The following is a 14,614-nucleotide window of genomic DNA, read 5'->3' on the forward strand; positions in this document are numbered from 1 at the left end:
AACCGACATCGTACCCGGCTTCGATTTCAGTTGGGTTGCGAGCGCCGTTTCACTACGCGAACGACACTCGCGAAATTCTGTGCTGCACCATCCCGCTTGAACGAACCTCGCCCTGTTGACCATACTCGAGCGGATTCCATGCGCGTCCGATCCCTCAAGCGCCAGGGGCTCGAAGGGATACCTCGTGACCGGACGTGTTCGGCCGCCCTCCCCGGGCGGCTTTTCTTTCGCCGCGCGCTCAGGCGTCCGCTGCGGGCCGCACCGGCAGCGCCGTCGAGTACTTGATCTGCTCCATCGCGAAGCTCGAACTCACGTCGTAAAGCGGCACCGCGCGGATGAGCTGCTTGTAGACGCGGTCGTAATCGTCGATATCGGATACCACCACGCGCAGCAGATAATCCGTCTCGCCGCTCATCCGATACACCTCGACCACTTCCGGTATGTCGCGCACGGCGCGCGTGAATTCGTCCGCCCAGCTTTGCGTGTGCTGATTCGTCCGCACCGCGACGAACACGGTCGTGCCGACGCCCAGCTTCTTCGGATCGCACAGCGCCACCTGTGCGCGGATCACGCCGGTCTCCTTCAGGCGCTGCACGCGCTTCCAGCAAGGCGTCTGCGAAAGATTGACACGCTGGGCCAGCTCCGCGACGGGCATCGTCACGTCGCTCTGAAGCAATTCAAGCAACTTGCGGTCGATGAGGTCCATTCCCATACTGCATCCCCGATAGATTAATTTTCTCTTTTTCGAAGCATCGGCGGAATTATATGAAAACAAATTCCAGATGCAAGCCGATATAAATGGAGGCTCGAATCCTGATCCCAGATTTCCCATGAAGCTGCCAACTTCCGATCGCCCGGCGCTGCAAAACGGCGACATGCGCGCCGCACTGCACGCCTGGCGCCACGCCAATCCGGCGTTGCAACGGCTCTGCAGTGACATCGATGCCGCGTTCGAAGCCGGCGACGCATCGTTCGGGGCGCGAGTGCGCGCGGCGCTGGCGCAGGCGATCGCCGATCCCGGCCTGCTCGACGCGCAGCAGCGCATTGGCGACGCGCGCGGCTATCGCCGTCATCTGCTCGCCGCCGATCCGCTCGACCGCTACGCGATCGCCGCGCTCGTCTGGGAGCCGGGGCAAGCGAGTCCGGTGCATGGCCACCGGACGTGGTGCGGCTATGCGGTCATCGACGGCACGCTTGCCGAAACGCTCTATCGCTGGGATGCCGATACGCATTGCGCGCTGGAAACGCGCCGTCATCCGCGTGCGCCGGGCGCGGTATCGTTCGTCGATGCGGGACGCGGCGCGATCCATCGACTCGGCAATCCCGCCGATGCCGGCACGCGCGCCGTGTCGATTCACGTCTATGGCGTCGCCGGCGAGCATATCGCCACGCACGTCAACGATCTGCTCGCCGCCTGACCTTCGGCGCTCAGCCCTTGCCGGGTTCCGGCGCCGTCGGTATCTGCGGCGGAATCTGCACCGAATGATCGGTGGCGGGCGGCGCGGGCCGCGGTTCGTGCGATACGTCGAGCGCCGCTGCCCGCACGCCTTCGGCGGCATCGTCCGCTGCTTCCTCGTCGATCCAGATGCGTCTCGGCTGCGTGTCGCGTTCGCCTGAAGCGGCAGCATCACGCGACATCTGCACGTGCATTTGCGGCACCGGAATCTGCATGCCGGCTTCGTCCATCTTGCGCTTGATGCGCAGATTGAACGCCCGCGCGACGCTCCATTGCTGCAGCGGCCGCGTCTTGATCTGGCCTTTCACGACCATCCAGTTCGGATCGAAACGATCCAGTCCCCACACTTCGACCGGCCCGAGCATTTCGCGCCGGTAGCGCAGATCGTCCATCAGCTCCGCGCCGACTTCGCGGATCATTTCGGTGACGGCGTCGACATCGGCGGAGAACGGCAGGCGCACTTCGAACACCGCATAGGCGAAATCGCGCGACAGGTTCTTCACCGTCTTGATCTGCGAAAACGGAATGGCGTGAATCGCGCCCTGCCCGTCGCGCAGGCGCACGGTGCGGATCGTCAGACTCTCCACGATGCCCGCGTGCCCGCCTTCGACTTCGATCGAATCGCCGACGGAAATGGTGTCCTCGATGATGATGAAAAGCCCCGTGATCAGATCGGCGACGAGCGATTGCGCGCCGAAACCGACCGCGAGACCGATCACGCCTGCGCCAGCGAGCAGCGGCGTCACGTTGAGGCCGAGGTTCGCCGCCGTGACGATCGCCGCGATCATCAGCAGCACGACGAAGACGACGTTGCGCAGGAGCGGCAGCATCGTGCGCGCGCGCATGCTCGGGCCGCGCCCGCCGCGCCGCGAGGATTCGGGCTTGAGCGTTTCCTGAATGCCGGTATCGATCAGAATCCACACGAGCCACACCACGAAGAACGTCAGCACGATCATGCCGACGGCGTGCGTGATGCCGCGCGCCGCGACGCTGCGCTCGGCCATGTCCGCGAGCGAGAAGCCCCAGAAGCGCGACGACACTTCGAGGAACGCGAGCCACACGCCGACGACGATGAGCGTGCCGAAGAACTTGACGAGCCGTCGCACGTACGCCGACTGGCGGCGCGGCCGGCGCGACTTCGGCCGCGTGATGCGGATCACGATAGCCGACAGGAAGAACGCGACGACCAGCAGGCCCGCGGTCGCGATCGCCATCTGCAGCACGTTCTCGGATGTGCCGATGCCCGCGAGCGTCGCCACCACCGACGCGGACGCGAGCAGCAAGAGCGGCAGCTGCCACAGCGAGGCGACCACATCGAACGTTTCGGTCGCGGCCTTGCGCGTGTGCCGCTGCTCGTACGTGCGGCTGCGGATCAGATGCGCGACCGGCCGCTGAAAGGCGAGCGCGAAGCAGGCGGTGAGCGCGGCGGCGGCCATGTTCGCGAAGGTCGAAATCAGCGCGGAGAGATTGGTGCCGAGCTGCTGCGCGACGTCGTAGTTCGCGGCGGCGTCTCCAAGCGCGCCGAGCGTGCCGATCAGAAACAGGAGCCGCCGCGCGTGGATGATGAGCACGTTGACCGCGACGCGCCGGTGCGCGGAGCCGAACAGCGAGAACATGATGAGACAGATAGCCGAGAACACCGCGCCGGCGACCATCGCGTAGGCGGTGACCATCGCGAGCGTGCGGCCGAGCGATTGCGGCATCAGATGCGCGAAGGTCAGCGCCGCGAGAAACGCGATCAGATACGGCGCGACCCGGCGCATCGCGAAAAGCAGCAGTTCGCGCGTCGTCGGATTCGAATGCAGCGACACTTCGACGCCGTAGCGGCTCGACACGCGCCGCTGCGCATACACGAGCACGAAGGCGCACGCGCCCCAGCCGGCGAGCGTCGCGAAGAAGTTGAACAACGTGCGGCCGAACGGCTCCCGGCTCTGGCTGGAGACGATCGTGAACAGTTCGTTGCCCGCCGCGTTGAAGCGTCCGCCCCAGTAGGCGAGCGGCGTCTTGCCGCGCTTCACGTCGGCTTCGATGCTCGTGACCGCCGATGCGATCGCGCCGAGCAAGCCCGCGTTCTGCGCGATGCTCGCCACCACCGAGGGCGTCGGCGCACTCGCCGGGGCGCTGGCGGCGGCACCGGCGGCGGGAGGCGCGGTATCGGCGGACGATGCGGGGGATGCGGCGGCGGCGGCGTGCTTCGCATCGCGAAGGCGCTTGAGTTGCGCGACGAGCGCGGTGCGTTGGCGGTCGTTGTCGAGCGTCGCGATGACGGTGTCGAGCGAGTGCAGCATGTCGGCATCCGACACGACCGGCGCCGATGCACCGACCGCCTGCGTCGACGACGACGGCGCGGGCGGCGCGATGAGTTCCTGAAAAGTGGGCAGATCGAGCGCGGGAGCGGCGTGCGCGGGGGTGATCGTCAGCAGGACCAGCACGGCAAGAACAAGCGACGACAACACGCGCGCCACGGCGAAAGCCGGCATCCGGGATCTCGCGACGAACGCCAGCGCGCCGCCATGCGCGAGCTTGCGTGACTTCATAACGGTCTCGATTTCCGAAAGCTCGCCAGTTTACCGGCTGACCCCGGCGCGGCGCGCATCGCGGACGTAACGGAATGTTAGCCCGGGCCTACTTGTCCATGTCCGTGCGCGTACCGGACGAATCGGCGGAGGGACTCGCCCCCGATGCGCCGCCATCCTTCGCCGACCACTCCTGCAGCTTGCGTCCTGCCGACTGCAGACCCGCGCCCGTCGCGCTGGCGGCATCGGCGATGGCGGCGTTGGTGGCGCTCGCCGCACCCTGAAGGTTGGCCCGTGCCGATGCCGCGACGCCGCTCGCCGACAGGTCGGGCATCGCGCCCGCCTTGTCCATGCCCTGTTGCGCGGACTGCTTTGCGGCATCCACTTTCTGGCCGACGTAGCTCGCCGCCTGATCGAACTTCTGGTTGGTCTGGCTCGCGAGGTTATTGAGCGCACTCGCGGCCTGGCCCGCGGTGGCGTCGTGCTTCTCGCACGCGGCCAGCACGCCGAGCGCCATAAGCGCCATCGCGACGCGAGCGAAAGGGGTCGTCTGCATGGTCTTGCTCCTACGTGAAAACGCGCGCTCATCATACGCTGTCCGGATTGCCGCGAACCGCGAAGCTTGCATGACGAGGGAACTCGCTTGACGCGCGCCGTCGGCGGAATCTGATGAGCAGTAGAGTCTTCCCTCTACATTTAGGAGACTTCTGGTTTTGGTCGGCGATGCATCGGCATATATTCCGCTGCAGTCCACGCCCTCCCCATCATCGTCAACACCATGCTTTATATGAACGTCTCCATCGCCCTCGTCGCCGGGCTGATGCTTTTCGAACCATTCACCCGCGCACCCGTCTCCCGTTTCACCACCCATCGCATGCGGCGCATCCTCGCGAAGCGCTCCTACTATCAGGCCGGCGGCGCCTTGTTCGCCGCGCTGCTCGTCGCCACGAGCCAGCCCTCGCCGGAACGCATCCATCCCCTGGTGCCGCTCGGCGTCGCCGTGCTGCTGCTCGTCGCGAGCGTTTATTGGCTGGTTCGCGGCAAGCTGCTACTCCGCCAGCGCCGCGTGTTCACCGAACTGCACTAAGCGCGCATTTGCCGGGGCGATCAGTCGCTACCGGCGAACCGTCACGCGCTATACGCCGGCGCATTTACAGGCCTCCCGCTTTCACCGGCGCAACGGTAAGCGCCTCATGCGCTTTGAGCGTATATTCAGGGCCAGCTCAACTCCAAGTCGAGTCCGGCATTCAAAAACCGCGGGCGAAAAAAAAAAGGCGCTACGTTGCCGTAGCGCCTTAAAAGTTCTAGCCATTCCGAGGGCCGTGCTAGAACCTGAGAGCCGGTAATCGAAGCCCGAGGCGGTAAGCGACTGTGCACGTCACCCCGGTTTCGAAATCGGATTCCATTTTTTACGGGATCACTGCTCAAGTCAAGCAAAATTTCGGCGTCCGGGCATCTGCCCGACAGCGGTGTTGCGGGGACGTATCATCGAAAAGTAACGTGATCGATACCACTTATCATCGGTACTTGCATGGCTTGCAAGTTTGAAGCCGCGCAACAGCTGACTTTCGCGAAACCTCGCGTTCGAAACGATGTTTCATTATGCAAATGCACACGATGAGCAGCCGGTCGTCGAGCCGGGAAAAAGCAAAAGAAAAGGATGGCGATGAGGTCACTGCGCTCGCCCGTGGCCTCGATGTGCTGCGCCGGATCGCCGCCGCCGACGCGCCCGTCAGCAATCGCGAGCTGACCGACTGGACCGGCATCCCGAAACCGACGGTCTCGCGCATCACCGCGACGCTCGTAGGCGCCGGCTTGCTCCTTCGCTTGCCCGACAGCGAGCGTTTCGTGCTGACGGCGTCGGTGCTCGAACTCAGCAACGGCTTCCTGCGCAACTTCGACATTCGCGCAAGGGCGCGGCCCTTTCTCATCGCGCTCGCGGAGCGCACCGGCCTGAGCGTGCATCTCGCCGTGCGCGATCGGCTGGAGATGGTGGTCATCGACGCAATCCGCCCGCGTTCCGCCGTGCTCGTTTCACGGCTCGATGTCGGCGGCAGGATGGACCTGAGCCGCACGGCGATCGGGCGGGCGTATCTGTCGGTGCTCGACGATCACGACCGGCAGGCGCTGATCGGCAGCCTGCAGACCGCATCGGGCGATGACTGGCCGGCCATCGCGGGCGGCCTGCAACGCGGTCTCGACGATGCGCGCCGTCACGGCTTCGCGATATCGCTCGGCGAATGGCATCTGGGCCTCAACGCGGTGGCCGCGGGTTTCGTCGGGCCGTCGGAGGAGCGGTACTCGGTCAACTGCGGGGGAGCGGCGCATCAGTGTCCGCATGAAACGCTCGTCGAAAGCGTCGCGCCCGCACTGCTCGAATGCGTCGAATACATCGCGCGCGAAATCGGCGGCACGCCGGGCGCGAGAGCGTCCACTCGCGAGACCAAGTAGACTTACGCGCCTGACGACGATGGCCCCTGCCGTCGCACGCCGTCTCGCGGCCGCGCTTCGGCCCATTCAGGGCCGCGTGTTACACCCGTAATCAACAGAAAGAATGCCCGGTGGACGGGCATGGGCGCGAGACGTAGCATCATGCTTCGCGCGCACCGGGGCCGCGCCGGGACCCTTGGCCGAAGCCCTGCTTACATCGGCTTTTCCTGAACGGACGGGCGTGGCGCCCGCCGCCGACCTTCCCGGACCCCGCCCCGACCGCATCGCGAGATGCCGCCCATCCGCGCCCCGTACGACAGACTTGGAAAGACCCAGCCACCAAACGATGGACGACCAAAAGACCACTCCCGCGCAATCACGCCAGAAGCCCACGCGCCCCGCCGATCCCGCCCCGCCCGTCACTGCTGCGCCGCCGCGCCGTCGCCGGCTCGTGCCGCTCGTCGTCGCGGTGCTGATCGTCGCGGGTGCGGTGGCGTGGTGGCATCCGTGGAATCGCGGCGGCACGTCCGGCCAGCCGCAGGAGGCGCGTCAGGGCGCACGGCGCGGCGCGAACCCGATGAACCAGCCGCAGCCGGTGCATGTCGCGACCGTCTCGCAAGGCGAGATGCCCGTGGTCATCAACTCGCTCGGCACGGTCACGCCGCTCGCGAACGTCACGGTCAAGACCCAGTTGAACGGCACGCTGATGAACGTCGCGTTCACCGAAGGTCAGATGGTCAGGAAGGGCGACCTTCTCGCGCAGATCGACCCCCGCCCGTACGAGATTTCATTGCGCAACGCCGAAGGCACGCTCGCCCGCGATCAGGCGTTGCTGCAGACCGCGCGCCTCGATTTGCAGCGCTATCAGACGCTGCTTTCGCAGGACTCCATCGCGAAGCAGCAGGTGGACACGCAGGCATCGCTCGTCAAGCAGTACGAAGGCGCGGTGAAGTCCGATCAGGCCAACGTCGATACCTACAAGCTCGATCTGACTTACGCGCGCATCACCGCGCCGGTATCGGGGCGCGTGGGTCTGCGGCAGGTCGATCCGGGCAATTACGTCACGACGGGCGATACCAACGGCGTGGTCGTCATCACGCAGTTGCAGCCGATCAGCGTGATCTTCACGACCTCCGAAGACAATCTCGCCGCGATCCTGAAGCCGCTGCACGCAGGCACGAAGATGTCGGTGACGGCCTATGACCGCGCGAACACCACCGCGCTCGAAGCCGGCTATCTGGAGACCGTCGACAATCAGATCGACACGACGACGGGCACGGTCAAGCTGCGCGCTACGTTCCAGAACAAGGAAGGCATGCTGTTCCCGAACCAGTTCGTGAACACGAAGCTCCTCGTCGATGTGATCAGGAACGCGACCATCGTGCCGACTTCGGCGGTGCTCAACGGTTCGTCGGGCGCGTTCGTGTACGTCGTGAAGGCGGACAACACCGTGACCGTTCGCAACGTGAAGACCGGCCCCGTCGATGGCGAGCGCACCAGCGTCAAGTCCGGGCTGCAAGTGGGCGAGCGCGTGGTGATCGACGGTTCGGACCGCCTGAAGGAAGGCGCGAAAATCACGATTCCAGCGGAGCGGGCAGCGGGGGCGTCGGGCGCCTCGGGCGCCTCGGGCGCTTCCGCCGCCGCGCCGGCGTCGGCGGCGTCCGGCACGCGTCATCATCGGCGTCAGCAGCAGCCGCAGTAACGGTCAGGCCAACGCATGAATCCCTCCCGCATTTTTATCCTGCGTCCGGTCGGCACGGCGCTCCTGATGGCGGCGATCATGCTGGTCGGCCTCGTCGCGCTGCGCTTTCTGCCGCTTTCCGCGCTGCCCGCCGTCGACTACCCGACCATCCAGGTCCAGACGTTCTATCCGGGCGCGTCGCCCGACGTGATGACGTCGAGCGTTACCGCGCCGCTCGAGAAGCAGTTCGGGCAGATGGCGAGTCTCAACCAGATGTCGTCGCAGAGTTCGGCGGGGGCATCGGTCATCACGCTGCAGTTCAGCCTCGACCTGCCGCTCGATATCGCCGAGCAGGAAGTGCAGGCCGCAATCAACGCGGCGGGCAATCTGCTGCCGTCCGACCTGCCCGCGCCGCCGATCTACGCGAAGGTGAATCCCGCCGACGCGCCGATCATGACGCTCGCGATCAGCTCGGACACGCTGCCGCTCACGCAAGTGCAGGATCTCGCCGATACCCGCCTCGCGCAGAAAATCTCGCAAGTGGCGGGCGTCGGGCTCGTGTCGATCAGCGGCGGCAATCGCCCGGCGGTGCGCATCCAGGCGAACACGCGCGCGCTCGCGTCGTATGGCCTGAACATCGACGACCTGCGCACGACCATTTCGAATCTCAACGTCAACACGCCGAAGGGCAACTTCGACGGCCCGACGCGCGCCTACACCATCAACGCGAACGATCAGCTGACCGATGCGAACGCGTACAAGAGCGCGGTCGTCGCGTATCGCAACGGCCGGCCGGTGATGCTGACCGACGTCGCGACCATCGTGCAGGGTCCGGAAAACACGAAGCTCGGCGCGTGGGTCGATGCCACGCCCGCGATCATTCTCAACGTGCAGCGCCAGCCGGGCGCAAACGTCATCCAGGTGGTGGACGGCATCAAGAAGCTGCTGCCGAATCTGCAGCAATCGCTGCCGGCCGCGCTCGACGTGCGCGTCGTAACCGACCGCACCACGACCATCCGCGCGTCGGTGCGCGATGTGCAGTTCGAGCTCGCGCTGTCCGTCGTGCTGGTCGTGATGGTCATCTATCTCTTCCTCGCCAACGTCTACGCGACCATCATTCCGAGTCTGTCGGTGCCGCTGTCGCTCGTCGGCACGCTCGCCGTCATGTACCTCTGCGGCTTTTCGCTCGACAACCTCTCGCTGATGGCGCTGACCATCGCGACCGGCTTCGTCGTCGACGACGCCATCGTGATGATCGAGAACATCGCGCGTTACGTCGAAGAAGGCGATCCGCCGCTCGAAGCCGCGCTGAAGGGCAGCCGGCAGATCGGCTTCACCATCATCTCGCTCACGGTTTCCCTGATCGCCGTGCTGATTCCGCTGCTCTTCATGGGCGATGTCGTCGGCCGGCTGTTCCACGAATTCGCGATCACGCTCGCCGTGACCATCGTGATTTCGGCGATCGTCTCGCTCACGCTCGTCCCGATGATGTGCGCGAAGCTCCTGCGCCACACGCCGCCGCGCGACAGCAAGCGTTTCGAGGCGCGCGCGCACCGGTTCATCGAATACGTGATCGGCCGTTATGCGGTCGCGCTCGAATGGGTGCTGGAACGTCAGCGCGCGACGCTGGTTGTGGCCGTGCTCACGCTCGTGCTGACCGGCGTGCTCTACGTGTTCATTCCGAAGGGCTTCTTCCCGACGCAGGACACGGGCGTCATCCAGGCGATCACGCAAGCGCCGCAGGCCGCTTCGTATCAGGCGGTCGCGGAGCAGCAGCAGGCGCTCGCGAAAAAGATTCTTGAGAACGCGGATGTCGAAAGTCTCACGTCGTTCGTCGGCGTCGATGGCACGAACATCACGCTCAACAGCGGGCGCATGCTCATCAACCTCAAGCCGCGCGACGACCGCAGCAATACGTCGAGCGAAATCATCCGCACCATTCAGAGCGAAGTCGCGGATATCCCCGGCATCAAGCTGTACATGCAGCCGGTGCAAGACCTGACGATCGACTCCACCGTCAGCCCGACGCAATATCAGTTCATGCTGACGGACCCGAACGCGACCGAGTTCGCGGAGTGGGTGCCGAAGCTCGTCGAGAAGCTGCAACATACGTCGATCCTGACGGATGTCGCCACGGACCTGCAGCAGAACGGCCAGTCCGTGTACGTTGAAATCGACCGGGCGACGGCCGCGCGCTTCGGCATCACGCCGGCAACCGTCGACAACGCGCTCTACGACGCCTTCGGCCAGCGCATCATCTCGACCATCTTCACGCAATCGAACCAGTACCGCGTGATTCTCGAAGCCGAACCGAGCGACGCGCACTACAGCGAAACGCTCAACGGCATCTATCTGCCCTCTTCCACCGCGACGAACGGACAAGTGCCGCTCTCGAGCATCGCGAAGTTCCATGAGCGCGCAGCGCCCTTGCTCGTCACGCATCTCGGCCAGTTCCCGGCGACGACCGTATCGTTCAACCTCGCGAAGGGCGCATCGCTCGGCGCGGCGGTGAAGGCGATCGAGCAGGCGAAGAACGAAATCGGCCTGCCCGCTTCGTTCCAGATTCGCTATCAGGGCGCGGCGCTCGCGTTCCAGGCGTCGCTGTCGAACGAACTGTTCCTGATCCTCGCGGCCATCCTCACGATGTATATCGTGCTCGGCGTGCTGTACGAGAGTTTCATCCATCCGATCACCATTCTTTCGACGCTGCCGTCGGCCGGCGTCGGCGCGCTCCTCTCGCTGATGATCACCGGGCACGATCTGGACATCATCGGGATCATCGGCATCGTGCTCTTGATCGGCATCGTGAAGAAAAACGCGATCATGATGATCGACTTCGCGCTCGAAGCGGAGCGCGATCAGGGCAAGGCGCCGCGCGAGGCGATCTTCCAGGCGTGCCTGCTGCGCTTCCGCCCCATTCTCATGACGACGATGGCCGCGCTCCTCGGCGCGCTGCCGCTGATGCTCGGCTGGGGCGCGGGTTCGGAGCTCAGGCATCCGCTGGGCATTGCAATCGTCGGCGGCCTGATCGTGTCCCAGTTGCTCACGCTCTTCACGACGCCGGTGATCTATCTCGCGTTCGATTCGCTCGGCCAGCGCCTGCGCGCACGCTTCGGACGCGGCCTGCCCGACGCCCGGCCCGCGAGCGACGTGGAGTAAGCCATGAACCTGTCGCGCCTCTTCATCGACCGGCCCGTCGCGACGACGCTGCTCGCCATCGGCATCGCGCTCGCCGGCATGTTCGCATTCGTGAAGCTGCCGGTCGCGCCCTTGCCGCAAGTCGACTTCCCGACCATCTCCGTGCAGGCGTCGCTGCCCGGCGCGAGCCCGGAGACGGTGGCGACGAGCGTCGCGAGTCCGCTCGAGCGGCATCTCGGCAGCATCGCCGATGTGAGCGAAATGACGTCGATGAGCTCCGTCGGCAGCACGCGCATCACGCTGCAATTCGGCCTCAACCGCGACATCGACGGCGCCGCGCGCGACGTGCAGGCCGCGATCAACGCGGCGCGCGCCGACCTGCCGACTTCCTTGCGCAGCAATCCGACGTACCACAAGGTCAATCCCGCGGATGCGCCGATTCTCGTGCTCGCGCTTTCATCGCCGACACGCACGGCAGGCTCCCTCTACGACTCCGCCGCGACCGTGCTGCAGCAGACGCTATCGACGGTGCCGGGCGTCGGCGAAGTGGACGTGAGCGGCTCGGCCAATCCGGCCGTGCGTGTGGAACTGGAGCCGGGCGCGCTGTTTCACTATGGCATCGGGCTGGAGGACGTGCGCGCGGCGCTCGCGTCGGCGAACGCGAACAGCCCCAAAGGCGCGATCGAGTTCAAGGGCACGCGCGTTCAGCTCTACACCAACGATCAGGCGAGCAAGGCGTCGCAGTACAAAGACCTCGTGGTGGCGTATCGCAACGGGTCGGCGGTCAGGCTGTCGGACGTGGGCGAAGTCGTCGATTCGGTCGAAGACCTGCGCAACCTCGGCCTCATCAACAACAAGCGCGCGGTGCTCGTCATTCTGTATCGCCAGCCGGGCGCGAACATCATCGAGACGATCGACCGCGTGAAGTCCATGCTGCCGCAGTTGCAGGCCGCCCTTCCCGCCGATGTCCAGATCACGCCCACGGCCGACCGTTCGACCACCATCCGCGCATCGCTGCACGACACCGAACTGACGCTCGTGATCGCGGTGGCGCTCGTCGTGATGGTCGTGTTCCTCTTCCTGCGCAACTGGCGCGCGACGCTGATACCGAGCGTCGCCGTGCCGATATCCATCATCGGCACCTTCGCAGCGATGTACCTGCTCGGCTTCTCGCTCGACAATCTCTCGCTGATGGCGCTGACCATCGCGACGGGCTTCGTGGTCGACGACGCCATCGTCGTGCTGGAAAACATCGCGCGTCACGTGGAGAACGGCGTGCCGCGCAGGCGGGCGGCGATCATCGGCGCGCGCGAAGTCGGCTTCACCGTGCTGTCGATCAGCGTGTCGCTCGTCGCGGTGTTCCTGCCGATTCTGCTGATGGGCGGCATCGTCGGCCGGCTGTTTCGCGAATTCGCGCTCACGCTGTCGCTGGCGATTGCCGTATCGCTCGTCGTGTCGCTGACGGTCACGCCGATGATGTGCTCGCGCCTCTTGCAGGAAGCGCATGAAAAGCGCGAGGAAGGACGGATCGCGCGCTGGCTCGAACGGCAATTCGACCGGCTGCAGCGCGGCTATGCGCGCACGCTCGGCTGGGCGCTCGGGCATCCGCTGCTCATTCTGGTCGTGCTGCTCCTGACCATCGCGCTGAACGTCTATCTGTATGTGATCGTGCCGAAGGGCTTCTTCCCGCAGCAGGACACGGGGCGCATCGTCGGCGGCATTCAGGCGGACCAGAGCACGTCGTTTCAGGCGATGAAGACGAAGTTCTCGGAAATGATGCGCATCGTGGAAGCGGACCCGGCCGTCGATAGCGTCGCCGGTTTCACGGGCGGCCGTTCCACGAATTCGGGCTTCATGTTCATCTCGCTCAAGCCGAAAAACGAGCGCAAGGTCTCGGCCGATCAGGTGATCAGCCGGCTGCGCAAGCCGCTCGCCGATGTCGCCGGCGCGCGCACCTTCCTGCAGGCGGTGCAGGACATTCGCGTGGGCGGGCGGCAGTCGAACGCGCAGTATCAGTTCACGCTGCTTTCCGACACCACGTCCGACCTCTATACGTGGGGACCGAAGCTGACCGAGGCGCTGCAGCATCGCCCCGAACTCACGGACGTCAACTCGGACCAGCAGCAAGGCGGCCTCGAAGCGATGGTCACGTTCGACCGCGCGACCGCCGCGCGCCTGAACATCAAGCCCGCGCAGATCGACAATACGCTCTACGACGCGTTCGGCCAGCGGCAGGTATCCACGATCTACAACGCGTTGTCGCAGTATCACGTGGTGATGGAAGTCGCGCCGAAGTACTGGCAAGACCCGGAAATGCTGAAGCAGATCTACATCAGCACGTCGGGCGGCACGGCGAGCGGCGCGGCCTCGACGAATTCGACAACGACCTCGAGCACGACGAGCACGGCGTCCAGTTCGGCAACCGGTTCGACCGGCGCGGGCGGGGCATCCACGAGCACGTCGGACACGACCGCCGCGCTCGCGCTCGAATCCGTGCGCAATTCGGCCACCAACGCAATTGCGGCGAGCGGCAAGTCGGGTTCGTCGTCGGGGGCGGCGGTATCGACATCGAAGGAAACGATGGTGCCGCTATCGGCCATCGCCAAGTTCGGGCCGGGGAACACGCCGCTGTCGGTGAATCACCAGAGCCAGTTCGTCGCGTCGACCATTTCGTTCAATCTTCCGCCGGGCAAGTCGCTGTCGGAGGCGACCGCCGCCATCTACGAGACGATGGCGCAGATCGGCGTGCCGCAGACCATCCACGGCAATTTCCAGGGCACCGCGCAGGCGTTCCAGCAATCGATGAACGACCAGCCGCTGCTCATTCTCGCGGCGCTCGCGGCGGTGTATATCGTCCTCGGCATTCTGTACGAGAGCTATATCCATCCGATCACCATTCTCTCGACGCTGCCGTCCGCGGGCGTCGGCGCGCTGCTCGCGCTGCTGCTCTTCAAGACGGAGTTCAGCATCATCGCGCTGATCGCGGTCATCTTGCTCATTGGCATCGTCAAGAAGAACGCGATCATGATGGTCGACTTCGCGATCGAGGCGACGCGCAACGGCGCGAAGACATCGCGCGATGCGATCGAGGAAGCGTGCCTCCTGCGCTTTCGCCCGATCATGATGACGACCGCCGCCGCGCTGCTCGGCGCGCTGCCGCTCGCGTTCGGCACCGGCGAAGGCTCGGAGATGCGCGCGCCGCTCGGCATTGCAATCGTCGGCGGGCTGATCGTCAGTCAGATGCTGACGCTCTATACGACGCCGGTCGTGTATCTGTACATGGACCGCATCCGGCTGCGCTCGGAAGCGCGGCGCGCGCGGCGCAAGGGCGGCGCGCAGGCGGCCGGAGCCGCCGAGTAGCAACGCGACGTGGCGCGCGCCCCGAAAATCGCG

Annotated in this window: 9 protein-coding genes; 6 read left to right on the forward strand and 3 right to left on the reverse strand. The window is 65.4% G+C overall.

The genetic code is table 11. From position 1 onward, the window contains the following. Positions 1 to 238: 238 nt before the first annotated feature. On the reverse strand, positions 239 to 712 hold the full coding sequence (locus P9220_RS12925) for an Lrp/AsnC family transcriptional regulator (protein ID WP_309765208.1): 474 nt from the start codon (positions 710 to 712) through the stop codon (positions 239 to 241). 163 nt (positions 713 to 875) lie between these two features. On the opposite strand from P9220_RS12925, the gene P9220_RS12930 reads away from it, so the two are divergent. Next, positions 876 to 1,418, forward strand: coding sequence for a cysteine dioxygenase family protein (locus P9220_RS12930; RefSeq protein WP_309765490.1), 543 nt, complete (start codon positions 876 to 878; stop codon positions 1,416 to 1,418). Between the two features lie 10 nt (positions 1,419 to 1,428). On the opposite strand, the gene P9220_RS12935 is transcribed toward P9220_RS12930, so the two are convergent. Next, positions 1,429 to 3,993, reverse strand: coding sequence for a mechanosensitive ion channel family protein (locus P9220_RS12935; RefSeq protein ID WP_309765209.1), 2,565 nt, complete (start codon positions 3,991 to 3,993; stop codon positions 1,429 to 1,431). 88 nt (positions 3,994 to 4,081) lie between these two features. Then, positions 4,082 to 4,528 (reverse strand): hypothetical protein, encoded by a 447-nt coding sequence (locus tag P9220_RS12940; RefSeq protein WP_309765210.1) that lies wholly within the window; start codon positions 4,526 to 4,528, stop codon positions 4,082 to 4,084. Between the two features lie 231 nt (positions 4,529 to 4,759). Between P9220_RS12940 and P9220_RS12945 the strand changes: the two genes are divergently transcribed. From P9220_RS12945 to P9220_RS12965, 5 genes are all read left to right on the forward strand, one after another. Further along, positions 4,760 to 5,059 carry a hypothetical protein gene (locus P9220_RS12945; protein ID WP_309765211.1) on the forward strand — a complete coding sequence of 100 codons (300 nt, stop codon included), beginning with the start codon at positions 4,760 to 4,762 and terminating at the stop codon, positions 5,057 to 5,059. A gap of 521 nt (positions 5,060 to 5,580) precedes the next feature. After that, positions 5,581 to 6,423: an IclR family transcriptional regulator gene (locus tag P9220_RS12950; RefSeq protein WP_309765491.1), complete on the forward strand. Its 843-nt coding sequence runs from the start codon at positions 5,581 to 5,583 to the stop codon at positions 6,421 to 6,423. A gap of 325 nt (positions 6,424 to 6,748) precedes the next feature. After that, complete coding sequence (locus P9220_RS12955; protein WP_309765212.1) at positions 6,749 to 8,104, forward strand: MdtA/MuxA family multidrug efflux RND transporter periplasmic adaptor subunit; 1,356 nt, start codon at positions 6,749 to 6,751, stop codon at positions 8,102 to 8,104. A 15-nt stretch (positions 8,105 to 8,119) separates the two neighbouring features. Continuing rightward, positions 8,120 to 11,242 carry an MdtB/MuxB family multidrug efflux RND transporter permease subunit gene (locus tag P9220_RS12960; RefSeq protein WP_309765213.1) on the forward strand — a complete coding sequence of 1,041 codons (3,123 nt, stop codon included), beginning with the start codon at positions 8,120 to 8,122 and terminating at the stop codon, positions 11,240 to 11,242. Positions 11,243 to 11,245: 3 nt separating this feature from the next. Beyond that, positions 11,246 to 14,581, forward strand: coding sequence for an efflux RND transporter permease subunit (locus tag P9220_RS12965; RefSeq protein WP_309765214.1), 3,336 nt, complete (start codon positions 11,246 to 11,248; stop codon positions 14,579 to 14,581). Positions 14,582 to 14,614: the final 33 nt, after the last annotated feature.

This window comes from Caballeronia sp. LZ016 (genome assembly GCF_031450805.1).
Classification (GTDB): domain Bacteria; phylum Pseudomonadota; class Gammaproteobacteria; order Burkholderiales; family Burkholderiaceae; genus Caballeronia.